Genomic DNA, 25,431 nt, shown 5'->3' on the forward strand with positions numbered 1-25,431 from the left:
TTTGGCAGCCTAGCAAAAGGATTTCGACCACTCTTTACAATGGAACGGCTTTTGCAATCCAAAAGAAAAATTATTCATGAGCTTTATTAATTCCGTACTAAAGGTTTTTGTAGGTGATAAATCTGAAAAAGACGTAAAGGCATTACAACCTTTGGTAAATGAAATAAAATCCTTTGAACAACAGCTTGAAGGACTCACCAATGACGAACTAAGACAGAAAACAGTTGCTTTTAAGGCGAAGATCCAAGAGGATTGTCAGGAGATCAACGACCAAATAGCCAAGCTTCAGGAAGAAATCCAAAATTCGACAGATATAGATCGAAATGAGGAGATCTATACCGAAATTGATAAGCTCAATGAAGAAGCATATAAAATTTCCGAAAATACGTTAAACACAATCCTTCCGGAAGCCTTCGCGGTGGTAAAGGAAACAGCAAAACGATTTACCGAGAATGAGACCCTTTCTGTTACTGCAACGGAATTTGACCGTTCGCTTTCGGGTTCAAAAGATTATGTGACCTTGGAAGGTGATAGTGCCGTATGGAAGAATTCTTGGGACGCCGCGGGAAAGGAAGTTACTTGGGATATGATCCATTACGATGTACAATTGATCGGTGGAATCACACTGCATCAAGGTAAGATAGCCGAAATGCACACAGGAGAAGGAAAGACCTTGGTAGCCACACTCCCACTCTATCTTAACGCATTGCCAGGAAAAGGAGCCCATTTGGTTACGGTAAACGACTATTTGGCCAAAAGGGATAGTGCTTGGATGGCGCCTATTTTTGAATTCCATGGACTTTCTGTAGACTGTATTGATAAGCATCAGCCTAATTCAGATGGAAGAAGAGCTGCTTACAATGCTGATATCACCTACGGAACCAACAACGAATTTGGTTTTGATTATCTGCGGGATAATATGGCACATACTCCAGGTGATTTGGTACAGCCACCACATCATTATGCCATTGTAGATGAGGTCGATTCTGTACTTATTGATGATGCACGAACGCCTTTAATCATATCAGGACCAGTTCCTGAAGGAGATAGACACGAATTCAACGAATTAAAACCCAAAGTTGGTGACATCGTTCAAAAACAACGTCAACATTTGACTGGGGTTTTGGCAGAAGCTAAAAAGCTGATTAAAGAAGGAGATACCAAAGAAGGCGGTTTCCTTTTATTACGTGTACACAGAGGTTTGCCCAAAAACAAGGCCTTAATCAAGTTTTTAAGTGAAGAAGGCGTAAAACAGCTGCTTCAAAAAACGGAGAACTTCTATATGCAAGACAATAATCGGGAGATGCCCAAGGTAGATGCCGACCTATTGTTTACCATTGATGAAAAAAACAATCAGATTGAATTGACTGACAAAGGAGTCGATTACATTTCTGGTGACCAGGATAAGGATTTCTTTGTGATGCCCGACATTGGCGGTGAAATTGCAAAGATTGAAGAGCAAGAACTGGAAATCGAAAAAGAAGCTGAACTCAAGGAAGAACTTTTTAAAGATTTCGCTGTAAAAAGTGAACGCATCCATACCATGAGCCAGTTGCTTAAAGCCTATACACTGTTTGAAAAGGATGTGGAATATGTGGTGATGGACAACAAAGTAATGATTGTTGATGAGCAAACTGGTCGTATCATGGACGGACGTCGCTATTCGGACGGATTGCACCAGGCCATTGAGGCGAAGGAAAATGTGAAGATTGAGGCCATGACTCAAACCTTTGCTACCATTACCCTTCAGAATTACTTTAGAATGTATAACAAGTTGGCTGGGATGACCGGTACAGCGGTTACTGAAGCTGGCGAATTCTGGGAAATTTATAAGCTGGATGTGATGGAAATTCCAACCAACCGTCCAATCGCAAGAGATGACCGTCATGATTTGATATACAAGACCAAGCGGGAAAAATATAACGCAATTATTGAAGAAGTTACAGAGCTTTCCAACGCAGGCAGACCGGTTCTAATAGGTACCACCTCAGTGGAAATATCAGAATTGCTTTCAAAATTGCTTAGCGTTCGTAAAGTTCCACATAACGTATTGAACGCCAAATTGCATAAAAAAGAAGCTGACATCGTGGCTGAAGCCGGTAAAGGCGGCATTGTTACCATTGCTACCAACATGGCAGGTCGTGGAACAGATATTAAATTAAGTGATGAAGTAAAAGCTGCTGGCGGTCTAGCTATTGTAGGAACTGAGAGGCACGATTCAAGACGCGTTGACAGGCAGCTACGTGGACGTTCTGGACGTCAGGGAGATGTAGGAAGCTCCCAGTTCTATGTTTCTTTAGAAGATAACCTAATGCGTTTGTTCGGATCTGACCGTGTGGCCAAAATGATGGACCGTATGGGACTTGAAGAAGGTGAAGTCATTCAGCATTCGATGATGACAAAATCCATTGAGCGTGCCCAAAAGAAAGTAGAGGAAAACAACTTTGGCATTCGTAAGCGTCTGTTGGAATATGATGATGTCATGAACGCCCAGCGCGAGGTGGTATACAAAAGGAGACGTCACGCCTTACAAGGTGAGCGTTTGAAGGTGGATGTTGCCAATATGATCTACGATACTTGTGAAGTCATTGCAGAGACTAATAAAATGGCAGATGATTTCAAAAACTTCGAGTTTGAACTCATTAAATATTTCTCGATAACCTCTCCGGTCAATGAGGAAGAGTTTAAAAGGTTGAGTTTTCAAGAAATTGCTAATACAGTTTACAAAGGAGCATACGATTTCTATCAGCAAAAAATGGAGCGGAGTGCCACCGTGGCCTTCCCTGTCATCAAAAAAGTATACGAAGATCAATCCAATAAATTCGAACGTATTGTAGTTCCCTTTACGGATGGAATCAAAACCCTAAATGTCGTTACCAACTTGGAGGCTGCATACAGCAGTAATGGAACACAATTAATTACCGATTTTGAGAAAAATATTTCCTTAGCCATCATAGATGATTCGTGGAAGACGCATCTGCGAAAAATGGATGAATTGAAACAATCGGTGCAATTGGCGGTACATGAGCAAAAGGACCCGCTTTTGATCTATAAGTTCGAAGCCTTTGAATTATTCAAGGAAATGATCGATAAGGTAAACAAGGAAATCATTTCATTCCTGTTTAAAGGAGAATTACCTTCCGAGAATACCAATCCTATTCAAGAAGCGGGGAACGTTCGAAGACCAAAGGAAAATTTGCAGACTTCTAAGGAAGAAATTCCAAATAGTGATGAATTGGCCGCTCAAAACAGGGCCGTAGGTCAGACCCAAGGAAGAAGGCCTCAGGTAACCGAAACCATAGTTCGTGAAAAACCGAAAATTGGTAGGAATGACAGGGTTACCATAAAAAATATCATGTCAGGCGAAAGCAAAACTGTTAAATACAAACAAGCCGAACCACTTATTGATAAAGGCGAGTGGGTGCTTGTAGAGGAGTAATTTGCTTTATGGCAGACAACCTAAGTGACAGTTATTTATAGCTGTCACTTTTTTTATATAAAAAACATAATTAGATTTACAGCACAAACACCCCATATTAATTACTTGTGCTACACAATTTTCAACCTTTTTCTTGTAGCAGAGAAGCACAACATCAGAGCGCAGTTCATGAAAATGCCTTATAACGACAAATATCGTTTACAACAAAAATTAGATCTGGTGCTCAAAGTAAATTACAGCTCGGCCATTTTTGCTATTTTGTTTGGGTTGGTATGCCATTTTTTTCTTGATATAAAAGGTATAATTCCATATGCTTTCTTTGGATATGCAATTATTAATATTACTAACACTTTCCTATATACCAAACATAAAAACATAGCACTTACCTATAACTTTACTTCAATTATTTCTATGGTTGGAGCCATCATAGTAACAGTGTATAGTGGCGGTATTCAAAGTCCGTTCATTTTTATTTTGGCCATTGTTGTTTTTACGGGTTATGTCACCACCATGGTATATGGTCAAATTTATCTTATTCTAAATCTGGCTGTTATTGCCATGCTGTTTTTATATGACCTTGGGGATTTTAGAATATCAGAAAATACAGTTCCAGAAGCATCTAGAAGTTGGTTTGCTTTTTTAAGTACCGTTTTCGCCGTTTACTTGTTAGGAGGGGTCGTGGGAAAAAATTTATTGCAAGCGCATATGCGATTGTATAAATCCCGAAACGAAATACAAGAACGCATAGGGGAAAAAGAAACCCTATTAAAAGAAGTTCATCATAGGGTAAAAAACAATTTACAAACAGTATCCAGTTTATTGAGTCTTCAATCTAGGACAATCGAAGATGAAAAGATAAGCGGTATCATCAGAAGTAGCCAAAACAGGGTGGTTTCCATGGCAATGGTTCATGAAATGTTGTACAAAAGAGATGATTATTTGTCCAAAATAGAACTTAAACCCTATGTAAAAGAACTCATAGAATATTTACTACGATCAGTGAAAGGTACTGGTAGTAACGTCAAGGTTGATTTGAACATTGAAGAAAATAAGCTTAGTATCGATACGGTTATCCCGCTAGGCTTAATTATTAATGAAACGATTACCAATGCTCTTAAGTATGGTATAATGGACGACCAAGGGGGTATAATCTCCTTATCCCTTAAAAAATTATCCAACAACCGTTACGAATTATATCTTGGCGATAACGGTGTAGGTTATTCCGAAAATTTTGATCCAAAAAACGCAAAATCCCTAGGACTTAAGCTTATTTATAATCTTACACGTCAGCTAAAAGGAACTTTAGCGAGGGACCTTTCTAAAAAAGGAACCTATTATCGCATAGAATTTGAAGAAATTGTAGATGATTTCAATACAATCGGCTAAAGCTTTTCCTATCTTTAACCGACTAACAAATTCTTCATCAAATGCTCAAAAAACTGCTTTTGGCAGCACTGATTATAAGTGCTCCCGTTTCCGCACAAGACTATTTCTTTAAAAAATTTCACCCTTTTAATACCAGTATCCCATCGCCCCAAGAGTTTTTGGGCCATGGTATAGGTGATAAGCATACACGTCATGATCTGATTGTAAGTTATCTCACCAAACTTTCTGAACTTTCAGATAGAGCCAGCATACATGAATACGGACAAACACATGAAGGAAGAAAATTGGTCATTCTTACCATCACCACTCCCGAAAACCTTAAGAATCTGGACCAGTTAAAAGCCGAGCATCTGAAATTCACAGATCCCTCACAAAATCCAACCAATTATGATGAAATTCCCATATTTATCAATTTGGGATATAATGTTCATGGTAATGAACCTTCCAGTTCAGAGGCGGCATTGCTCACAGCATACACCTTGACCGCATCCAACCATCCTGAAATCCTGAATTATTTGAACAAGGGTGTCATTTTTATTGATCCCACCATTAATCCAGATGGCAGGGACAGACACACCCATTGGGCAAATATGTACCAAGGAAACCCGTTGGTAGCGGATCCGCAAGATGCCGAACATAATGAATATTGGCCACGAGGAAGAACCAACCATTACTGGTTTGACCTTAATCGGGATTGGCTTTTGGCAATAAATCCGGAAAGTCGTGGCAAACTTAGCTGGTATCACGATTGGTATCCAAACGTGGTGACGGACTTTCATGAAATGGGCTCACAAAGCTCCTATTTCTTTGAACCCATGAAAGACAATGGGTCATTGAATCCTATAATGCCAAAGGAGAACTATATTGATTTGAACAATTTATTTGGAGATTACTTTTCGAAAGCCCTGGACAGCATTGGTTCGTTTTATTTTACCAAAGAGGTGTTTGATGGCACATATCCTGGTTATGGATCCTCCTACCCAGATTTACAAGGAGGTTTGGGGCTATTGTTTGAGCAGGCAAGTTCGCGAGGTCATAAACAGACTACCGAATTTGGGGAAATCACCTTTCCTTTCACTATTCGAAATCAATATTTATCAAGTATCACCACTGTTAAGGCTGCCATTGAAAATAAGGCGCTGTTGAGAAAATATCAGCAAGATTTCTTTAAAAGTGCCTTGGGAAATGCTTCCAAAAGTAGAATCAGAGGTTATTCCTTTAAAGATGATCACGACCCCAATCGTGTAAAAGCGTTTATCGACAAATTGTTATTGCACAAAATTGAAGTATTTAAATCCGGAAACGGTTTTGTTGTACCCACAAGACAACCACAGTACCGGATGGTTCAGACCATGTTCGAGACCTATGAAAAATTCAGGGACAGTGTCTATTATGATGCCTCAGCTTGGTCCGTGGCCAATTTCTATAATATGAAATACAGACCGGTCACCTCGTTGAATCTTGGAGAGAAAATCACAACGGTCAAGAATCTAGCGAATCCTGAAACGGTTCTGAAATCAAACTATGCATACATTATCGATTATGACGATTACAATGCGGTTGCCACTTTAAACTATTTACAATCCAAAGGACTGGTCGTTTCAAGCTCTTTTAAGCCCTTTACGGCCAAAACCAACGCTGGGAATAAAAGTTTCAACTATGGAGCCCTAGTAGTTCCTGTTAGTCTTCAAAAGAAGAGTCCCGACGAGATATATAAAAGAATTCAAGAAGCTCAACAAAAATTCCAGGTGCCTATTTATGCGACCAACTCTGGCTATAGTATTAAAGGTATCGATTTGGGAAGCAGGTATGTTTCTCCAATTAAAAAGCCTAAAGCGGCCATGATTATTGGGAATGGTGTTCGTTCTTATGAAGCTGGGGAAGTTTGGCATTTGTTGGATACACGAGTGCATATGCCCATTACCAAAATTCCAATGAGAAATCTAAGCAGGGCCAATCTGGATAAATACAACACATTGGTAATGGTTTCTGGGAGTTATGACTTCAACAAAAAACAGCAAGAAAAAATTAAATCTTGGGTGAGTAAAGGCAACACTTTGATTACCATAGGAACGGCATCTAAATGGGCTATCGATAAAAAATTGGTCAAGGAAAAGTTGACCAAAAAAGAAAAGGATTCTACAGAAATCACCCAAAGAAAACCTTATGTTGATGCCTCGGAGAATTTGGGCAAGGAAAGAGTTGGCGGTGTTATTCTTGAAGTTGATTTAGATGTCACTCATCCCCTAGCCTTTGGATATCATGATACTTCCATTCCAGTATACAAAAACAACACAGTATGGCTTGCTCCAAGTAAAAATGCCTATGCCACAGTAGCCAAGTATTCCAAAGACCCACATATTGATGGCTTTGTTACCAAAAAGAACATGGAAGAAAACCTGAAACTCTCTGCGTCGTTGATTGTTAGCAAACTAGGAGGTGGTCGAGTAGTGCTTTTTGCAGATAATCCCAATTTTAGAGGGTCGTGGTATGGAACCAACAGGTTATTCCTGAACGCTCTGTTTTTAGGAGATAAAATTAGAATTCCAGAATAACAACTATTATGAAAAAACTGTTTTTACTTGTTGCCCTGTTCCAATTAGGTTCTGGCTTGGCACAAGAAAATCTTAGCGAAGGGCCATTTTCCCAACTTATAATTAGAGGAGTGACACTGATCAACGGAAATGGCGCCCCTCCAAGAGGCCCCGTTGACATCGTTGTGGAGGACAACAAAATCACAAAGATTCAAGTGGTAGGCTATCCTGGGGTCAAAATTGATGAGTCTAAAAGACCTCAACTCAAGCCTGGAGGCAAAGAATTGAACTGCGAGGGTATGTATCTTCTGCCGGGCTTTGTGGATATGCATGGCCATATCGGCGGTATTGCGCAAGGCGCGGATTACGACTATGTCTTCAAACTATGGATGGCCCATGGAATTACCACTGTCAGAGAACCTGCCGGACGTGGCGTGGACTGGACGTTAGATTTAAAACAAAAAAGTTCCAAAAATGAAATTGTTGCGCCAAGAATATTGGCCTATACTGCCTTCGGGCAAAAGTCAAGCGGGTTTAATCCGTTGAACGATGCTCCAATCAGCACTCCCGAACAAGCAAGGAAATGGGTGCGAGCCAATGCAGAACGGGGAGCAGATGGTATAAAGTTCTTTGGGGCAGCCCCCGAAATTATGGCAGCGGCTTTGGAAGAGAACAAAAAACTCGGACTACGTTCCGCCTGTCATCACGCCCAATTGGATGTTGCACGTTGGAACGTCTTACATTCAGCACGAGCTGGGTTGACCAGCATGGAACACTGGTATGGGCTTCCTGAAGCTTTATTTGAAGACAAAACAGTTCAAGACTATCCCTTGGATTACAACTATCAAAATGAGCAACATCGCTTTGAAGAAGCGGGTAAACTATGGAAACAAGCCGCCAAACCTTATTCTGAGCATTGGAACAAGGTGATGGATGAACTGATTAGTCTTGACTTCACCTTAGACCCCACTTTGAATATTTATGAAGCAAGTCGGGATTTACACAGAGCTCGAAGAGCCGAATGGCATGAGGACTATACCTTGCCTTCTTTATGGGATTTCTATCAGCCTAGTAAAATCTCACATGGATCCTACTGGCATGATTGGGGCACCGAGCAGGAAGTAGCCTGGCGAGAAAATTATAAACTATGGATGACTTTTGTAAATGAATACAAGAACAGAGGAGGCAGAGTTACCACAGGGTCAGATTCTGGATTTATATTCCAGTTGTATGGTTTTGCCTATATCCGTGAAATGGAGTTACTGCGTGAAGCAGGTTTTCATCCCCTGGAAATAATCCGTTCTGCTACCTTAAATGGTGCTGAGGCCTTAGGTATGGATGATAAAATTGGTACAGTAGCCGTAGGTAAGCTTGCCGATTTTGTTGTCGTATCCGAAAATCCGTTAAAAAACCTTAAGGTACTTTACGGCACCGGAGCCATCAAACTAACCGAAGATAATGAAGTTGTTCGCGTTGGTGGTGTTACCTATACCATTAAAGATGGGATTATTTACGACGCGAAGGCACTTTTGCAAGATGTAAAGAAAACAGTACAGCAACAGAAACAAAAATTAAACTACAAAATAAAGCAACCGGGATTAGAATAGTTTGCATAGTGTAAAAGGTTTGGGGTTAAGTTAAGGTTTGGGATGTAAAAACAATATTGTCCGAAAATCTTGTATCAATCTCTTGGATTTCGTCTCTTACGCATTGAGAAAGCAATCGATGCGATAACAAAAGCCGTGCTAAAGAATAATGCAAGTGGTATGGCAATTCCCAATATCATTATTATGCCAATTTAGATTTGTTTCTTTTAGTTCTGAAAGAAAGTTCTTTTTTAACTCGAGAGTTTTTAAATCTGTACAGTCTAGCAACCTTAGTTTCTTTTTCAGTCTCTTCTTGGATGGTAATATCCAATTCAACACCAACAGTTGTAGTTTCAATTTTCACTTCTTTAGAAGCGTCTTGCGCCATTGCTAAAGTTCCGAAGAAGATTACTGCGATAAGGGTTAAAATTGCTTTCATGACTTGGGTTGTTTTTACATTGTAAATCTACTTTCACATGACCCCTGACCCGGATTTATCTCGCTTAACGCCCATTTTTTTTCGGTGTCGGAACTTTTTTCGGCTGAAGTGTATTTTATCCTCGATAAACGTTTTGAGCAGAAAAAACACGCTATCGATTCCATGTGCATTTCGTCGATACTCTCAGTAATAACAGAGGATACAGTACATGCATTTGGTCCGATTTTTTGATAAGGACGTCGACACTGTTAATGACCAAACACCACTGGGTTTTTATATTTTTACGTCAAATAGGATGAAAATTGATACTGAAAATCATGACACGCAAAAATTGCAAGCCCTAAAAACATATCTACACTTCGTAATAGATTATATTAGGGTACGACAAAGTCTAAAAACATATCTGTGAGAACCTTATTTATACTTTTGATTCTATCGTCATCTTTAGGATGTCAGTCCAAGACTCCAAATAAAAATCAGCCAACGATAGCGGAGCACAAAACCGTTGAAAAAGTTGTTATTTCCCCTGAAAAACTTCAGGAATATGAAACTGCTTATTTTGCCAGTGGGTGTTTCTGGTGTGTTGAGGCAATCTTTGAAAGTGTCAAAGGGGTTAAAGAAGTATACTCTGGTTATTCCGGAGGGCCTGAAAAGAACCCTACATATGAACAAGTAGCTTATGGAAAAACAGGACATGCAGAAGCTGTCGAGGTCTTTTATGACCCTGAAGTAATTTCTTTTACACAATTGGTTCAAGTATTCTTTGGCTCCCATGACCCTACTTCCTTAAATAGACAAGGCCCTGACCGTGGCGCACAATATCGCTCCATTGCTTTTTACAAAAACGATGCTGAAGAGAAAACCATAACGGATTATATTGCTCTTTTAGAGTCTCAAAATGTATACGGAAGGCCTATAGTAACCCAAGTTGTGGAATTCGATGTTTTTTATCAGGCCGAGGACTATCACCAAGATTATGAACGAAGAAATCCTAATAATTCCTATATCAGAAATGTTTCAATCCCGAGATTGAATCGGTTTAAGGCAAATTTCAAATCATATTTAAAAGAAGAATCACGCTAAAGTGTGATGGACGTTTGCTGAAGACTTTTTGCTAAGCGTAGGCTGGTGAAGAAGAATCAAGGAAAGAATATTATCACACTATTCTTTTAATGCGACCTCACTATACTTTGAGTTTATATTGACGGTCTTCCCATTCTTATTATTGATATGATAGCCTTTATGTACGCTGGTATTGTAATTTTTAGATGATCCAATAGCAAGAACCTTAGGAAAGGTAACATCAGAACTGGTTTCCTTTACATAAATAGAGAACGGTACGGAAGGTATAGCAAAATCTACTTCGCCATTCTCCACAGTAATATCCACATCAGAAAATGTATTGGACACTGAGTTTATTTCTAGTGCTCCCAGATTGTTTGTTACATAAATCTTATCCCTCAAATGATCTATGGTAACATTCGAGGAAACAGAGTGCAACGTAAGTACACCGACTTCATTTAATTTTACGTGATCGGAATAATCAGTTTTCAATTGTCCATAGTTCCAGTTTTGTACTACAACCGGAGAATATGAAGCTCGGATATCAGTTCTATCCCCATCAATGGTGGAAGCAAGCAAGCTTGCATAAGACAAGCTTGCTTTAATGTTGTTGGCGTTGGATGCCAATTTTACCTCTCCGTGTCTAACATTCATTTTTAGTTTAACGGATTTTGGCATTTTAATCTTGATATATTTTTTAACCTTATACTTTTTTCCTTCCCCATCAGAAGAAAAGTAAAAAATATTGGAATCATCACCACTTTGTAGTCTGAAAACTCTTTCTGCTCTGTACTTCCCTCGTTCCCTATTTCTTTCATTTCGAAGTTCATTGCGCTGTGCACGGGCTTTATCCCTCATGGCTCTAGCTTCATCTCTTACAGCACGGGCTTCCTCCCTCATCTTTTCGCGTTGTTCCAAAAGTTTTTCTCTTTGCTCCCTGCGTTCTTCGGTCATCTTTTCCATTTTTTCACTCCACTCTTCAAAGCGCTCTTTATAATCTTCATCAAACTTTTTATCAAAGTCTTTTTTCCACTCCTTCATGTATTTATCGCCATCTTTTTTATACGCCTCATAATCAAAGTTTAGATGCGGAATAGGTGGTAATGCGGGCATTTCGGGAATTACAATCACTTCGGGCATTTCTGGAAGCTCTGGAATTTCGAAACTCTCCAATAGCGGTTCAACAAAGGAAACATCGGGGACCACGAAATCAAAATCGTGGTCAAAGGAATTGCCAGAAAGTACGCTAAAACTGTTGCCGATGGTTTTAATATCAATTTCCTTGCTGTTTCCTAAAATCCTGATAACATCTTTTTCAAAATAAGTCTTGGCTTCCTCTTCAGAGGCACCTTCGAGTTCTACCACAGCGGTAATTTCCACTTGGTTTTTGTCCCAGGTCTCAAATTCAATATCAGCATGACTGGTATCAATATTCAAAACCGTTTCCGAGTCAACATTAAATGTCTCTTTGTACGTTTTTGATTTTTCCTGGGCCTGACATATGACTCCCATTAGGCCAAATAGGAAAACGTTAAACAATATTTGCGGGTTCCTGTTCATTTTTTGATGATTTTAATTGATTCAACTTTGATTTTAATTTTTGTAATAATTGCAATCGCAACTGCAGGTTTTGGATCAGGGCATTTATGGTATCATCATTGGGTCCAATATCATTGAGTTCCACTGTCAGCTTGTTATACTCTTTATCCAATTCGGAAAGTCTCAACATATAGCTATCAATAATAGCCTTGTTTTCTCCGGTAAATTCTAAATCTGAAAGCTCCAGGTTAATATTGGTTACATAATAGCTCTCTACTTTTTTCAAATCGGGTGAAAGGTCTCCCAACGAAATACCATTGCGTTGCACTTGTGTGTTCTCAGTATCAGCAATAGTGGTTTTGCGCTCCTCGACGGCCTCCTTACTAGAGAAGAAATAAATTGCCAAACCCAATAGCACGACTACCGACGCTGCAACCCTTAGCCAGAAGAACGAGCTAGATTTTCTTTTAGATTGAAGTGGTGATTCAACCACTGCTTCTGCATTTGGTAAATCTTCCTCCAATCTGGATAAAAATCGAGCTTCATGACCGTCCTTCATCTTATCTTTTCGGAGCTCCCTTTCTTTAGCGAACAATTCTCTAAGATCCTGTGCCATATGTCCTATCCTTTAATGTTTCTTTTAACTTCGTTTTACCTCTCAACAATCTGGTTCTTGATGCGGTCTCCGAAATCTCCAATATTCCTGAAATTTCATTATGATCATACCCCTCCATCAAAAACAACTGTACTACATATCTATATTTTTCCGGGAGGTTTTCAACAGCATTCTTAATTTCCTCAATTGAAATCCCATCCTCAACCGTCCAATCGTCATCATCTACAAGGTGAATATGCCCCTCATTCAATTCAACTGTCTTTTGATGTTTCGACTTTAAAAAATCGATACTTCCATTGATGACAATTCTTTTTAACCAAGCACCAAACGTAACCTCACCTTTAAATTGGTCTATTCGCTGAAAAGCTTTAATAAAAGCTTCTTGCAGTACATCTTCTGCATCATCCGGATTTTTCAGAAAACGGATGGCCACACCATACATACCATCGCAATATTGCCTGTAAAGCTTTAATTGCGCTTGGCGGTCGTTGACTTTGCATTTTTCTACCAGTTCAATCTGAAACATGGTCGGTTTTGGTGTTTGGTATTATAGTTGTTCAAGTTAAGGACGATATAAAAAAGTGCGTGTTGCAAAATTGTTTCAATTTGAGCCTTTTTTAACATCTTACGATGAAAACTTTATACCTTAGTGGTTATCATAGCAGTACCACCTTGGCAAAAGAGCAACATATTTCTTCCCATATTTCTAAAATAAAAAAGATTCGAAAGCAGGATATCTCTGCTGAGCAATTGTTACAAGGAATTTTTGAAGGAGACAAAGCGCATCTGGCCAAAGCAATAACCCTTTTGGAAAGTTCAAAACCTGAACATTTTCAAAAAGCCAACATCTTGATTGAGCAATGTCTTTCCAAAAAGAACAATAGCATACGAATTGGAATTACGGGGGTTCCTGGAGTAGGGAAAAGCTCATTTATCGAAGTCTTCGGTTCTACATTGACCCAATTGGGGGAAAAAGTGGCTGTCCTGGCGGTTGACCCTACGAGCACCTTAAGTAAAGGGAGCATTTTAGGGGATAAAACTCGAATGCAAATGCTAGCCAAAGACCCTAATGCATTTATACGACCTTCCCCTTCGGGAGATTCGTTGGGTGGTGTAGCCCGAAAGACGCGGGAGAGCATAATTCTATGTGAAGCTGCTGGTTATAATGTTATCTTAGTTGAAACTGTAGGCGTGGGTCAAAGTGAAACCATGGTCCATAGTATGGTCGATTTTTTTCTACTACTTAAGCTCTCTGGCGCAGGAGATGAGCTGCAAGGCATCAAAAGAGGCATCATGGAAATGGCCGATGCTATTGCCATAAACAAAGCCGATGGCGGCAACATTGAAAAAGCCAAATTAGCAGAGGTCGAGTTTTCAAGGGCTCTGCATTTGTATCCTCCCAAAGAAAATGGCTGGTTGCCCAAAGTACTTCGATGTTCTGCTTTAGAGCAGACCGGTATTGTTGAAATCTGGCAAATGATTGAAGGATTTGTTGATCAAGTGAAAACGAACGGATATTTTGATGACAACCGAAAAAATCAAAACAAAAATTGGTTTCTTCAAACAGTGGATGAGCTGTTAAAACTACATTTTCATCAGAAAAAGGCATTCGAAAAAATCCAGGCCGAAATGTTGAAAGCAGTGGAACAGCAAAAAATATCCCCATTCTATGCTGCAAAAAAACTGTTGGAAAGCCTAACCGGGGAACTTAAATAAAAGAACTAAATTTGCCCAGATTATAAGCCAACACATGAGCACTGTCACCGATTCCCTGCTATCCATTGTGGTTCCATTGTACAACGAAGAGGACAATGTGGTCTTGTTGACCGAAAAAATCCATGAGAATTTAAAGGGTTACGACTATCAAATTATTTATGTAGATGATTTTTCTACGGACAAGACCAGAACAGTGGTCAAGGACATGGATGATCACAAAGTTCATTTGATAGAACTTAAAAAGAACTACGGTCAAAGTTTGGCTTTGGCGGCTGGAATCGACTATGCAGAAGGGGAATACATTATCACCATGGATGGTGATTTGCAAAACGACCCTTCAGATATTCCTCAAATGTTGCAACATGCGGTGACCGACGACTATGATGTAGTTACAGGAATTCGACAAAAGCGTAAAGATTCTTTGGTCAAAAAAATACCATCGAAAATTGCAAATTTCTTAGTTCGCAGGGTCACCAAATTGGATATCAAAGACAATGGTTGTGCCCTAAAAGTTTTTACAAAGGATATCGCCAAAGGATTAAATCTTTATGGCGAAATGCACCGTTTTATTACGCTTCTGGCCTATTTGGAAGGTGGACAGATAAAACAGGTGCCAGTAAAACACCATGCACGTCATGCAGGGGTTTCCAAATATGGTTTGGAACGGGTTTTTAAAGTGGTGGCCGATATGATGCTCTTGCTTTTTATTCGTAAGTATTTTCAAAGACCAATTCACCTTTTTGGAATTTTTGGAGTGCTTTTGATCATACTCGGTTTCTTCATCAATATTTATCTGCTCATTGTAAAGCTAGGTTTTGGAGAAGATATTGGTACCCGACCACTACTGATTTTTGGTATGATGTTCATTTTAGGAGGAATCCAGTTGTTCACTATCGGAATTGTGATGGAACTGCTTATTCGAACCTACTATGAGTCTCAACAAAAAAGGCCTTATCGTGTCAAAAAAATAACCATCGGTGACGGAAAAGCTGCGTAAAAAACTCATTACAGCACTCAAGATTGTTGTTAGTGTAGCGCTGATTTACTTCATTTTTACGAAAATTCAATTTGAGGATGTTGTCAAAACACTCAAGGACAGCAATCCATTATATCTCATTCTTGGAATATTATTGGTGGTCCTTTCAAAAGTTTTGGCCGCATTTCGACTCAATCTTTACTTTCATCAAATTGAGGTCAGAATCACCCAACTAAGCAACTTAAAATTGTACCTGCTAGGTATGTTCTACAACCTTTTTTTACCTGGAGGAATTGGAGGTGATGCTTACAAAGGTTATGTAATTCAAAAAAAATACAAGTCAGGCACCAAAAAAGTTGTTTCCGTTTTGCTTCTGGACCGGCTGAGTGGTATGTTGTTGATTTTTATTTACATCTGTGTTTTAGCCCTGTTGCTTGATTATCCCATTTTTGCCACCCACAGATGGATTTTTGCAACCGGAATTCCACTTAGCATAATCGTATTTTTGGGGCTTAACAAACAATTTTTTCCTTACGCTTTGCCGGTTTATTGGAAATCTTTAGGGTACTCTGCGTTTGTTCAATTGTCCCAACTCGTTTGCATTTTGTGCATATTAAAGTCACTATCTATTGAACTACAGACTGTTGAATATTTGTTTACCTTTTTAATCTCATCGATTGTTTCGGTTATACCTTTGACTATTGGTGGATTTGGAAGTCGTGAAATCACCTTTCTCTATGGAGCTGAATGGCTAGGTCTGACTGAGAGTACTTCAGTAGCAATCAGTCTCACCTTTTTCTCAATAACCGCGTTAATCTCCCTTTTCGGGATATTTTATCACTTCAAAAAACCAAAATTGGAAACTTTGGATTAGTCCAAATGTACCAAGTGCATTTTGTTGAGTTTATCTCTGCGAGTGAGTGGGTTTAGAAATTTCAACTGCAACCTTGTGATTCGAAACTGATCCACCGTTATTTCATCATGCCAATGGTAGCCAGCATTCTTTAATTTTTGCAGCTCATCGGGGGTAACATACACCCAGGCTTTGGGTACTTTTTCCAAGTCAGAAATCGAAACGATATTGACCGGGTCCTGGTTATAAAAATCAAGCGCCCATGTATGCCTTTCAGAAATCTTGTAAATATTATCTACGGGAACATTGTGCTCTTGAACTTTTTCAGCCATGGTTGATCCACCTTGATATGCCAAAAGCGAAGGATAAAAGTGTATGTTCAACACGATGTTCAATAGTATTGAACTAAAGGCAGATAACGTAATGGTTCGTTTAAAATAATCTTCACGTTTAAGGCAGAAATAACCGATAAGAACAAACAAGAAAAGTAAAATGAGGTAATATTGGATCCCATTAAAATCAAAAACATAAAAGCACGATAGCATTGTAAATATGAATACCAGACTCAGGATAAAATACTGTATTCCAAGAAGTACCTTTATGGTCTTTTTTTTCGATTTTTCATACACTTTTATAAGGTAAGCCGCCGTTAGCACTGAATATAGCGGGATAAGAATATTTATGTAGTGCGGAAGCTTAAACTGGGCAAGACTGATAAGGAAAAATAAGATCGTAATTGAGCCCACGGTTAAAAACTCCAACTTGGGTTTATATGCAAATTTTGTTTTCCAAAAGGTTTTGACCTGCGTCCAGTAAGCCAGCAAGGCAATTACGGTCCATGGAAGAAAAACCCATAAAAAGGTATGAAAAAAGAAAAAGAAATCGCTACTGTTCTTCCCAACTCCCTGGCCACTCATTCGTTCAAAACTTTGTTCCCAGAGAATGAAAAATACTCCGCTCCTATTGTCTCTTCCTCTTATAATTTTTTCGGGGTGGAGGTCAAATTGCAGATAATAGGCGTATAGCATTGGGGCAATGGTCAATCCGAAAACCAGAATTGCCAAAATCAACTTCCAACTCAAAACAGTTTTCCACTTTTTAGTATATGCAAGATGACATAAAATTGAAATACCAATTACAACCAGCGCAATCTGCCCTTTGGTTGAAAATGCCAGCCCTGCTCCAAAAGCGCCCCATAATATGTTCTTTAGTTTGGCTTTTTCAATATATAGGGCCAATTGCCAAATAGAAAATATGGTGAATCCGGTTAAAACGGCATCTGTTCTTACGTCAATAGTACTAAGAACAATGGTCTGGGCAGTCATAAAAACAAGGGCTGCCAACTTGCCGACGTTGTTATTATAAAGCAGTTTTCCAAGCCCAAAACAACTCCATGCTCCCAAAAGGGTAACCAAAATCCCTGGGATTCGATATGCCCAATCATGAATGCCAAAAATTTTATAGGAAAGTGCTGCTAGCCAATAGTGCATATGTGGCTTGTCCAAATATTCCTCGGTACCTTTGATCAAGGTAAAAAAGTCGTTCTCTTGGACCATTCGCATGGCCATGACAGCAAATTGGGCCGAATCATTCTCGAAAAGTGTAACAAACATTCCGGCTATATACACCAGAACTAGAAGGGAAAGTAAAAACCAATACCTGGCGGATGATATCATGCTCCCAATTTTTGGAATGCAAATATAGCCAACTTGGCAAATACCCAGCCGAACAAAGCACCAAACAAAATTCCGGTCACTACATCCAAGGGATAATGCACACCAATATATATTCTACTATACGCGACAATAAAGGCCCACAGAATGAGTATATCTCCAATGTATTTTACTTTTTTGTAAAATAAGATGGAAAAAAAAGTAGCTGGTGCGAAGGAATTGGCCGCATGTGCGGAGAAATAACCATATTGTCCTCCACAATAGTTTTTGACCAAACGCATGATCCCGCTTACTTCCGGGTCATGGCATGGCCGTAACCTACCTAAACCGTATTTAAAAAAATTGGATAGTTGATCCGTACAGGTAATCAATAAGGCGATGCTTACCAAAACAACTGCGGTTCCCTTCATTCCAAAACTTTTATAGGAGAAGTATAAAAGTACTAGGTACAATGGAGCTGAATTTCTGGTTTTGGTCATAAACATCCAAAATCCATCCCAAGTTTCTGTACCCAGCCCGTTTAAAAATAAAAAGGCTTCTTTATCCCAAAGTAATAGTTCTTCAAGCATTAGCTATCGTATCGTGAAACTTCCCTATCATAGAATGCCGTTGCCGCTTCGATTAAGTTTTCTGCTTCATCCGCCAAATCAGCTTCATCTTCTTTGGAAAATTCTTCCAACCATTCTACTTCATCATTTTCAAGGTTGATGATGAACCTAGGGTATTCAGTATGGACAATGAATATTGAACTTGGATGATCTGTGTTGTCGCCTAAAAGAAACTTCGGTAATTCCATTTTTAATCTATTCGATTCCTTCGGAATCCTGTTTGCTTTGTATTAATTTCTTGGTCAAATAATTAAATCGAATATACAACATTACGGCTGATGCTGTAAGTCCCAATAGAAGTCCCATCCATATACCCGTACTCTTGAAATCGGTGAACAACCCAAAATAGTAACTGACCGGAAAACCAATCAACCAATAGGCAATAAAGGTTATGAATGTTGGTATTTTTACGTCTTGGAGACCTCTTAAAGCACCTAAAACCACTACCTGGATTCCATCTGAAATCTGAAAAAAGGCCGCCACCAATAGCAATTTAGCCGCAATAATAATTACTTCGGTATTGTCCATTTGGTTCACAATATCATCCACATCCAAATATATAGTGGGTAGCCAATGACGTCCTAAAAGGAAGATAGCCGCAAACACTATTTCTAACAATAGCGTGAGAAAAAAGATGGACTCTGCAATTCTTCTTAAATCTTTGAAATTCTGTAACCCTTTTTGATTCCCTACCCTAACCATTGCAGCAACACTCAATCCCATACCTACCATAAAGGTCATACTACTAAGATTTAGTGCTATCTGATTGGCAGCCTGTGCATTTTTTCCGAGCACTCCACTCAACCATATGGCAGCGGTAAAGATGGCCACTTCGAAGAACATTTGAAGCGCAGATGGAAAACCCAAACTAATGATCTTCTGCATTACCTTTTTCTCGATAAGTCTGAAATTGAATTTGGTAATGTAGGGTTGGAATTTTTCCTTTCCTTTTAATAAATACCAGATATGAGCGACCATCACAAACCTCGAAACCAAGGTTCCAATGGCAGCTCCAACAATGCCCAATTTTGGAAATCCGAATGAACCAAAAATCAATAGGTAGTTGATTACAATATTCAGGATATTGGATAACACCGTAGCATACATGGGATATTTGGTCTGCGAAAGCCCTTCCGAAAACTGTTTAAATGCTTGAAAGATAATAAGAGGCACTAATGAGAAAGCTACCAAATCTAGATAGGGAATAGCCAATTCCACCACCTCTATTGGCTGCTCCATATGAAACATCAAGGGCTTGCACAATAAAATGATTCCGAAGAGGGAAATCCCAAGTATGGTGCATAGCACCAATCCATGCTTTAATGCACTCTTACCATTAGCAATGCTTCCTGCTCCATCAGCCTCAGCCACCAAAGGCGTTATTGCTGTTGAAAACCCAATACCCAAAGACATTGCGATAAAAACAAAACTGTTTCCCAAAGAAACAGCGGCAAGTTCTGCCGTACCCAATTGTCCGACCATAATGTTGTCAGCAAAGGCAACAAACGTATGCCCCAGCATACCCAGAATCACAGGATAAGCCAGTCTTAGGTTATATGAAAATTCTTTGGTGTACCTGCTGAACAAAGCTGAAATTTACGAAGCGTAAAGATAGCTGGAATGGATAGATTTCAGGATTGTTTTTTGGCTTCTTTTTTAAAACGACATTGAAAATTTTTCAACTTGAACTCGCAACCTATCTGCATCAATTCACCCTTGAATCTTACATTAAAATTCCCGAACTTCACTTATCGGCCGATATAGCCTATTAAAACGAGTGATATCTTAACCGTTGGCAATAATTTCAATTTAGTCTAACACTGCTATAAACATAATTGAAATAGAAAAAATATGATATTGAATTCAATAGTTTATATACATATATTGAACTAGAATATTTTCGAAAGATTATGACTATAGATGTATATGATTTTTTCAAAAAGAATCCCAAATTCAATAAGCATATTGGAAATGACTTTCTTTTGGTGGAATATAAATGCCCATTAAATGTTGAAAAGTTTCAACTATGGACTAAATCTCACTTAATCACATACGTTATTAGCGGTCGTAAGGATTGGATAACTCCTAAACAAACCTATGGCCTTACTGCAGGTGATACACTATTTGTTAAAAAAGGGGTGTATACTACAAAGCAATATCTTGAAGAAGACTATTGCGTTATGCTCTTTTTTATGAATGATGAGTTCATCAGAAAATTTACTTTGCAAAATCATTTAACATCAAGAGCTTCTCAAGACGAAGTTACAGAAGATGGCATATTAAAAATTAAGACCAACAATTCGTTCCAGATTTTAATACAGAGTATTTTACAATATCTGACAATGAATGAAGCTATTCCGGCTGAACTTGTGGAACTAAAATTCAAAGAATTGATTTACAATATTACCCTTAATAAAAACAATAGCGCATTTAAAAATTTATTGCTCGAGATTTCAAATCAAAAGAAGGCTAATCTTGAAAATATTATGAATGCTAACTTTCAATATGATCTTCCAATCGAAGCTTTTGCAAAACTATCGGGGCGAAGTCTTTCAAGTTTTAAGAGAGATTTCAAAAAGTGTTTTGAAACCTCACCATCAAAATGGCTCATTAATAGAAGACTTACCTACAGTAAAATGCTACTCATTAACACCCAATTGAACATCAATGAAATTTGTTATGATAGTGGTTTCAAGAATACATCTCATTTTATTCGAGCCTTTAAAGAAAAATACACGTTGCCCCCAAATCAGTTTAGGAAACTAAATGCTAGTTCATAGGTTACTTTTGAGCTTTAGAGAATATTTTTAGGACAGCTCAGCAAATTTGTAGTCGCTTATTTAATTGAATTTTGAGTCATTATTAATTCAACTAAATATTATGAAAAAGCTATTCATGTTCGTCTACTCAATTATCTGTTATTGTATTGGTTTTGCTTCCCTATTATTTTGGATTTTATCGATAAGTCATTTAATTCCGGAAATATCAATCGACAGAAATCCTGAAGTCCCATTTTATTACGCGCTTTTAAAAAATCTTGCACTGGTATTACTTTTTGCAGTACCGCATAGCGTAATGGCTAGAAAATCATTTAAAAATTGGATTACTAAAGTTCTTCCAAGACCCGTAGAAAGAAGTACCTATGTACTACAAGCAGGTATTTTGCTCTTTGTTCTCATATGGAACTGGGAACCAATTGGTGGTAACATATGGACAATTGAAGAAGGAAGTATTCTATTTTATACCATGTACGTTTTATTTTTTTTGGGGTGGGTAATTTTGTTTGTAAGTACTTTTCTAATCAATCATTTTGATTTATTTGGTCTCCGACAAACCTATTTAGAACTATTAAATAAACCATATACTGAATTAGAATTTAAAGTGGTTTCGTTTTATAAATATACAAGGCATCCGTTGTACTTAGGTGGCATTATGGGACTATGGTTTACACCAGTAATGTCCGCAACACATTTAGTATTCGCTGTTCTTTTGACTGTGTATTTCTTCATTGGAGCTTTATATGAAGAAAAAGATTTAAAGGCAAATTTTAAATCTAAATATTTAGCCTATATGAAGAAAACACCCATGATGATACCTTTTTCAAAAAGAAAAACTGATTGATTAAAACTATTGCCAACAATGCCTATAGCAAATAGGGCATAAAGTGTTAAATTTAAATGCTTGGGTGTGTTTGCCAAGTCCGCCATATCTTTTGGATTTGGCATTAGATAAAAAAAAGAAAAATAACAAAATAAAAAGCTCTGGCTACTAGCGCGGACGGAAACGATGCCAGCACATCAACTCGCCCGCTGCTATCGCAGACGGCGTACCCGCCCTGCTTGCCATAGCCGAGATCGATAAGTGAAACCTTAAAATTTAGATTTTTTTCGCTATCGCGTTTTTGCTTCTTCCCAAAACACATCCATTTCGGCTAGGCTCATTTCTTTTAAGGTTTTTCCAGCTTCTTTTGCCTTTCCTTCGAGATACTGAAATCGCTTAATGAACTTTTTATTGGTCCGTTCGAGTGCGTTTTCCGGATTCACATCTAAAAAACGGGCATAATTGACCATCGAGAACAAAACATCTCCGAACTCAGATTCCATTTTATCATGATCCGCAAGCGCAATTTCGGTCTGGAGCTCTGCAAGTTCTTCTTTGACCTTTTCAAAAACCTGTTCGGGTTGTTCCCAATCAAAACCAACTCCAGATACTTTTTCTTGTACTCTATTGGCTTTAACCAGGGCCGGAAGACTGTTAGGGACACCTTGAAGCACGCTCTTTTTACCTTCCTTGAGTTTGATATTCTCCCAATTTTGCTTTACCTGTTCTTCGTTTTCAACTTTGACATCACCATAGATATGAGGATGTCTATTGATTAATTTCTCGCAGATATCATTAGCCACATCCGCAATATCAAAACTATTTGTTTCCGAACCGATTTTGGCATAAAACACAATATGCAGCAACAAATCTCCCAGCTCTTTTTTGACCTCTTGGAGGTCATTGTCCAAAATAGCATCACCCAACTCGTAGGTTTCTTCAATGGTCAAATGCCGGAGTGATTCCATGGTCTGTTTTTTGTCCCAAGGGCATTTTTCGCGAAGCTCATCCATGATGCTCAGCAGGCGATCAAAAGCTTTCAGTTGCTCCTGTCTTACGTTCATCTAAAAAATTTTATCTAAAAGTACAAAGACCGTAATTTAGGTCATCATAGTTTTTGGTGTTATTTTTAAAACCCTATTAACTATTTTTTCAACAGCTAGATGCGATACGTACTACTTTTTCTTCTGACTGCAATAAGCTTGAATGCTCAGAATGAAATACCCTTTAAGGACGAGGTAAAAGAAATTCAGGAAAAGGTGAACACCACTTGGGATTCAGAAAAACCCACCATAGTGTTTACAGGAAGTTCAAGTGTACGAATGTGGGAAGACCTTCAGGAAAGGTTTCCTAACAAACAAATACTGAATACCGGGTTCGGTGGTTCACAGTCGGTGGATCTTGAGCGTTTTCTGGATGAGTTGATTTTGAACTATAACCCGAAACAGGTGTTCATTTATGAAGGTGACAACGATATCAGTAGCAAAAGAAAACCAAAAGCCATTGAAGGTACCATTCATGATATCGTTGAAGAACTACAACTTCGAAGTCCAGAAATGGAAATTGTTCTCATCTCGGCAAAACCGAGTATCTCAAGGTGGCATCTGAAAAGAAAGTACAAAAGACTGAACAAGAAGCTGAGCAAATTGGCGGCAGAAATGAAAAACGTACGCTATGCCGATGTCTGGTCGATCATGCTGAATAAACGAAAATTAAAGACCCATCTTTTTATTGAAGATGGATTGCACATGAATCGCCAAGGCTACGACCTTTGGTACGCTGTGCTAAAAGATTATATAAACTAAACACCCAACGGAAATGTTATCAAGAGCTGTCCTAATTTTAGCAGTGGTTATTTCACTTACTGCATGTCAATCCAAGAAAAAGGAAATCAATTTTCCCAAAACCGATCTTTCAGCAGTTGCTTTGATTCCTAAGCCTGTAAAAACCGTATCTACGCATAGTGCGTTTGCTTTAGATTCAAACACCGTGATATTTACTTCTTTGGACGATCCAAAATTTGAAAAGGCAGCCCAATTTCTAGCTGAAAAAGTCAACGCAAGGCTTGGGTTCGATTTATCGGTCAACACTACTTCGGAAGAAAAGGATATCGAACGTGTAATCTACATCAACCAATCCGATAGTGTCAATCTAAAAACTCCAGAATCTTATCAACTCTATATTAAAAAAGACTCTATTTACCTCAATGCGAAGACAGCAGCTGGTGCTTTTAGGGGAATTCAAACTTTGAGACAACTTATTCCGGAACAGAGCAATGATACTTTGACCAATCATCCGCTATGGTTAATTCCCACGGGTAAAGTATTTGATGGGCCCCAATTTGGATACCGTGGTGCCATGTTGGATGTAGCACGACATTTTTTCACCGTAGAAGAAGTAAAAAAGTTTATAGATCTTCTCGCCTATTATAAATACAATGCCCTTCATTTACATCTTACTGATGATCAAGGTTGGCGATTGGAAATAAAGTCCTGGCCCAAACTAACTGAAATAGGGGGTCAAAGTGAAGTTGGTGGCGGAGAAGGTGGATTTTTCACCCAAGAAGATTATAAGGGTTTGGTACAGTATGCCGCTGACAGGCACATGATCATTATCCCAGAGATTGATATGCCCGGACATACCAATGCAGCATCATTAAGTTATCCTTTTTTACATGCTGGAGGAAAAGCGGATAAACCTCGAGTAAGAACCGACATGAAAGTAGGCTACAGTTCATTTCATGCACGAAAAGACACGGTATATGCATTTTTGGATGATGTCATTGGTGAACTTGCTGAATTAACTCCAGCTCCATACATCCACATTGGTGGCGATGAGAGCCATGTCACCAAGAAAAGTGATTATCTCTATTTTGTTGAAAAAGTGGAGAAAATTGTATTGAAACATGGTAAAAAAGCAATCGGTTGGAACGAGATTGCACAGGCCAAACTTGACCCATCTACCATTGTACAGCTTTGGAACGAGCCTCATAATGCCATGAAAGCAGCTTCGGGCGGTTCCAAAATTATCATATCGCCAGCAAAAAAGGCCTATCTGGACATGAAATATGATTCCCTTTCTGAATATGGGCTTACATGGGCTGGTATGATTCCGGTGGATGTGGGCTATAATTGGAGTCCCGAGGATTATGTAGAAGGATTGCCCAAAGATCAGATTTTAGGTATAGAAGCCCCACTTTGGTCAGAAACGATTTCAAACAGTGATGAATTGGAATATTTAGCCTTTCCAAGAGCTATCGGCTATAGTGAATTGGGCTGGTCCAACCCGGAAAACAGAAATTGGGAGGATTATAAGCAAAGGTTGGCCAAACAAGTTCCTTTCTTAAATCGAATGAAGGTCAATTATTATCCCTCTAAACAAATAGATTGGGTTGAGTAGAACAA

General features: G+C 38.7%; 21 protein-coding genes. 12 read left to right on the forward strand and 9 right to left on the reverse strand.

Annotated features, from left to right (window positions below; genetic code table 11):
* The first annotated feature begins 76 nt into the window (after positions 1-76).
* From secA to ACOKFG_RS14365, 4 genes are all read left to right on the forward strand, one after another.
* Positions 77-3,439, forward strand: coding sequence for a preprotein translocase subunit SecA (gene secA, locus ACOKFG_RS14350; RefSeq protein WP_299485975.1), 3,363 nt, complete (start codon positions 77-79; stop codon positions 3,437-3,439).
* A gap of 219 nt (positions 3,440-3,658) precedes the next feature.
* Entirely contained in the window at positions 3,659-4,825 is a 1,167-nt protein-coding gene (locus ACOKFG_RS14355) for a sensor histidine kinase (protein ID WP_299485977.1), read from the forward strand.
* Between the two features lie 41 nt (positions 4,826-4,866).
* On the forward strand, positions 4,867-7,380 hold the full coding sequence (locus ACOKFG_RS14360; protein ID WP_299485979.1) for a M14 metallopeptidase family protein: 2,514 nt from the start codon (positions 4,867-4,869) through the stop codon (positions 7,378-7,380).
* Positions 7,381-7,388: 8 nt separating this feature from the next.
* Entirely contained in the window at positions 7,389-8,966 is a 1,578-nt protein-coding gene (locus ACOKFG_RS14365; RefSeq protein WP_299485981.1) for an amidohydrolase family protein, read from the forward strand.
* 181 nt (positions 8,967-9,147) lie between these two features.
* On the opposite strand, the gene ACOKFG_RS14370 is transcribed toward ACOKFG_RS14365, so the two are convergent.
* A complete protein-coding gene (locus ACOKFG_RS14370; protein WP_298790767.1) occupies positions 9,148-9,384 on the reverse strand; it encodes a hypothetical protein in 237 nt (78 codons plus the stop codon).
* A 405-nt stretch (positions 9,385-9,789) separates the two neighbouring features.
* Here ACOKFG_RS14370 and msrA point away from each other — a divergent pair, with 405 nt between their 5' ends.
* On the forward strand, positions 9,790-10,467 hold the full coding sequence (msrA, locus tag ACOKFG_RS14375) for a peptide-methionine (S)-S-oxide reductase MsrA (protein ID WP_299485983.1): 678 nt from the start codon (positions 9,790-9,792) through the stop codon (positions 10,465-10,467).
* Positions 10,468-10,545: 78 nt separating this feature from the next.
* On the opposite strand, the gene ACOKFG_RS14380 is transcribed toward msrA, so the two are convergent.
* The 3 genes from ACOKFG_RS14380 to ACOKFG_RS14390 are packed head-to-tail and all read right to left on the reverse strand — an operon-like array spanning position 10,546 to position 13,127.
* On the reverse strand, positions 10,546-11,958 hold the full coding sequence (locus tag ACOKFG_RS14380) for a hypothetical protein (RefSeq protein WP_422861498.1): 1,413 nt from the start codon (positions 11,956-11,958) through the stop codon (positions 10,546-10,548).
* Positions 11,959-11,977: 19 nt separating this feature from the next.
* Entirely contained in the window at positions 11,978-12,601 is a 624-nt protein-coding gene (locus tag ACOKFG_RS14385; RefSeq protein WP_299485987.1) for a hypothetical protein, read from the reverse strand.
* A complete protein-coding gene (locus tag ACOKFG_RS14390; RefSeq protein ID WP_299485989.1) occupies positions 12,585-13,127 on the reverse strand; it encodes an RNA polymerase sigma factor in 543 nt (180 codons plus the stop codon). The genes ACOKFG_RS14385 and ACOKFG_RS14390 overlap by 17 nt, the downstream gene beginning before the upstream one ends.
* A 104-nt stretch (positions 13,128-13,231) precedes the next feature.
* Between ACOKFG_RS14390 and meaB the strand changes: the two genes are divergently transcribed.
* The 3 genes from meaB to ACOKFG_RS14405 are packed head-to-tail and all read left to right on the forward strand — an operon-like array spanning position 13,232 to position 16,167.
* The gene (gene meaB, locus ACOKFG_RS14395) at positions 13,232-14,317 is read left to right on the forward strand and encodes a methylmalonyl Co-A mutase-associated GTPase MeaB (protein WP_422861499.1); all 1,086 of its coding nucleotides are present in this window, start codon (positions 13,232-13,234) and stop codon (positions 14,315-14,317) included.
* A 34-nt stretch (positions 14,318-14,351) separates the two neighbouring features.
* A complete protein-coding gene (locus ACOKFG_RS14400) occupies positions 14,352-15,314 on the forward strand; it encodes a glycosyltransferase family 2 protein (RefSeq protein ID WP_299485993.1) in 963 nt (320 codons plus the stop codon).
* The gene (locus tag ACOKFG_RS14405) at positions 15,295-16,167 is read left to right on the forward strand and encodes a lysylphosphatidylglycerol synthase transmembrane domain-containing protein (RefSeq protein ID WP_299485995.1); all 873 of its coding nucleotides are present in this window, start codon (positions 15,295-15,297) and stop codon (positions 16,165-16,167) included. Before ACOKFG_RS14400 ends, ACOKFG_RS14405 begins: the two co-directional genes overlap by 20 nt.
* On the opposite strand, the gene ACOKFG_RS14410 is transcribed toward ACOKFG_RS14405, so the two are convergent.
* The 4 genes from ACOKFG_RS14410 to ACOKFG_RS14425 are packed head-to-tail and all read right to left on the reverse strand — an operon-like array spanning position 16,164 to position 20,014.
* Positions 16,164-17,822, reverse strand: coding sequence for an ArnT family glycosyltransferase (locus ACOKFG_RS14410; RefSeq protein ID WP_422861500.1), 1,659 nt, complete (start codon positions 17,820-17,822; stop codon positions 16,164-16,166). The two genes, ACOKFG_RS14405 and ACOKFG_RS14410, sit on opposite strands and share 4 nt — an antisense overlap.
* On the reverse strand, positions 17,819-18,388 hold the full coding sequence (locus ACOKFG_RS14415) for a phosphatase PAP2 family protein (protein WP_422861501.1): 570 nt from the start codon (positions 18,386-18,388) through the stop codon (positions 17,819-17,821). The genes ACOKFG_RS14410 and ACOKFG_RS14415 overlap by 4 nt, the downstream gene beginning before the upstream one ends.
* On the reverse strand, positions 18,388-18,615 hold the full coding sequence (locus tag ACOKFG_RS14420; RefSeq protein ID WP_298790787.1) for a hypothetical protein: 228 nt from the start codon (positions 18,613-18,615) through the stop codon (positions 18,388-18,390). The genes ACOKFG_RS14415 and ACOKFG_RS14420 overlap by 1 nt, the downstream gene beginning before the upstream one ends.
* A 7-nt stretch (positions 18,616-18,622) precedes the next feature.
* Positions 18,623-20,014 carry an MATE family efflux transporter gene (locus ACOKFG_RS14425; protein ID WP_422861502.1) on the reverse strand — a complete coding sequence of 464 codons (1,392 nt, stop codon included), beginning with the start codon at positions 20,012-20,014 and terminating at the stop codon, positions 18,623-18,625.
* A 323-nt stretch (positions 20,015-20,337) separates the two neighbouring features.
* Between ACOKFG_RS14425 and ACOKFG_RS14430 the strand changes: the two genes are divergently transcribed.
* Entirely contained in the window at positions 20,338-21,207 is an 870-nt protein-coding gene (locus ACOKFG_RS14430) for a helix-turn-helix domain-containing protein (protein ID WP_422861503.1), read from the forward strand.
* Positions 21,208-21,307: 100 nt separating this feature from the next.
* Complete coding sequence (locus ACOKFG_RS14435; protein WP_422861504.1) at positions 21,308-22,048, forward strand: methyltransferase family protein; 741 nt, start codon at positions 21,308-21,310, stop codon at positions 22,046-22,048.
* 269 nt (positions 22,049-22,317) lie between these two features.
* On the opposite strand, the gene mazG is transcribed toward ACOKFG_RS14435, so the two are convergent.
* On the reverse strand, positions 22,318-23,091 hold the full coding sequence (mazG, locus tag ACOKFG_RS14440) for a nucleoside triphosphate pyrophosphohydrolase (RefSeq protein ID WP_422861505.1): 774 nt from the start codon (positions 23,089-23,091) through the stop codon (positions 22,318-22,320).
* A gap of 99 nt (positions 23,092-23,190) precedes the next feature.
* On the opposite strand from mazG, the gene ACOKFG_RS14445 reads away from it, so the two are divergent.
* Positions 23,191-23,832: a GDSL-type esterase/lipase family protein gene (locus tag ACOKFG_RS14445; protein WP_422861506.1), complete on the forward strand. Its 642-nt coding sequence runs from the start codon at positions 23,191-23,193 to the stop codon at positions 23,830-23,832.
* Positions 23,833-23,845: 13 nt separating this feature from the next.
* Positions 23,846-25,426: a family 20 glycosylhydrolase gene (locus ACOKFG_RS14450; RefSeq protein ID WP_422861507.1), complete on the forward strand. Its 1,581-nt coding sequence runs from the start codon at positions 23,846-23,848 to the stop codon at positions 25,424-25,426.
* The last annotated feature ends 5 nt before the right edge of the window (positions 25,427-25,431 follow it).

This window comes from Flagellimonas rhodophyticola (assembly GCF_049332665.1).
Taxonomy (GTDB): Bacteria; Bacteroidota; Bacteroidia; order Flavobacteriales; family Flavobacteriaceae; genus Flagellimonas.

What these genes read in the sequence shown, in the direction of transcription:
- secA (WP_299485975.1), top strand. Translation starts at nt 77, where the DNA reads ATGAGCTTTATTAATTCCGTACTAAAGGTTTTTGTAGGTGATAAATCT.
- ACOKFG_RS14360 (WP_299485979.1), top strand. Translation starts at nt 4,867, where the DNA reads ATGCTCAAAAAACTGCTTTTGGCAGCACTGATTATAAGTGCTCCCGTT.
- ACOKFG_RS14365 (WP_299485981.1), top strand. Translation starts at nt 7,389, where the DNA reads ATGAAAAAACTGTTTTTACTTGTTGCCCTGTTCCAATTAGGTTCTGGC.
- ACOKFG_RS14370 (WP_298790767.1), bottom strand. Translation starts at nt 9,384, where the DNA reads ATGAAAGCAATTTTAACCCTTATCGCAGTAATCTTCTTCGGAACTTTA.
- ACOKFG_RS14380 (WP_422861498.1), bottom strand. Translation starts at nt 11,958, where the DNA reads ATGGGAGTCATATGTCAGGCCCAGGAAAAATCAAAAACGTACAAAGAG.
- ACOKFG_RS14385 (WP_299485987.1), bottom strand. Translation starts at nt 12,601, where the DNA reads ATGGCACAGGATCTTAGAGAATTGTTCGCTAAAGAAAGGGAGCTCCGA.
- ACOKFG_RS14390 (WP_299485989.1), bottom strand. Translation starts at nt 13,127, where the DNA reads ATGTTTCAGATTGAACTGGTAGAAAAATGCAAAGTCAACGACCGCCAA.
- meaB (WP_422861499.1), top strand. Translation starts at nt 13,232, where the DNA reads ATGAAAACTTTATACCTTAGTGGTTATCATAGCAGTACCACCTTGGCA.
- ACOKFG_RS14400 (WP_299485993.1), top strand. Translation starts at nt 14,352, where the DNA reads ATGAGCACTGTCACCGATTCCCTGCTATCCATTGTGGTTCCATTGTAC.
- ACOKFG_RS14410 (WP_422861500.1), bottom strand. Translation starts at nt 17,822, where the DNA reads ATGATATCATCCGCCAGGTATTGGTTTTTACTTTCCCTTCTAGTTCTG.
- ACOKFG_RS14415 (WP_422861501.1), bottom strand. Translation starts at nt 18,388, where the DNA reads ATGCTTGAAGAACTATTACTTTGGGATAAAGAAGCCTTTTTATTTTTA.
- ACOKFG_RS14420 (WP_298790787.1), bottom strand. Translation starts at nt 18,615, where the DNA reads ATGGAATTACCGAAGTTTCTTTTAGGCGACAACACAGATCATCCAAGT.
- ACOKFG_RS14430 (WP_422861503.1), top strand. Translation starts at nt 20,338, where the DNA reads ATGACTATAGATGTATATGATTTTTTCAAAAAGAATCCCAAATTCAAT.
- ACOKFG_RS14435 (WP_422861504.1), top strand. Translation starts at nt 21,308, where the DNA reads ATGAAAAAGCTATTCATGTTCGTCTACTCAATTATCTGTTATTGTATT.
- mazG (WP_422861505.1), bottom strand. Translation starts at nt 23,091, where the DNA reads ATGAACGTAAGACAGGAGCAACTGAAAGCTTTTGATCGCCTGCTGAGC.
- ACOKFG_RS14445 (WP_422861506.1), top strand. Translation starts at nt 23,191, where the DNA reads ATGCGATACGTACTACTTTTTCTTCTGACTGCAATAAGCTTGAATGCT.
- ACOKFG_RS14450 (WP_422861507.1), top strand. Translation starts at nt 23,846, where the DNA reads ATGTTATCAAGAGCTGTCCTAATTTTAGCAGTGGTTATTTCACTTACT.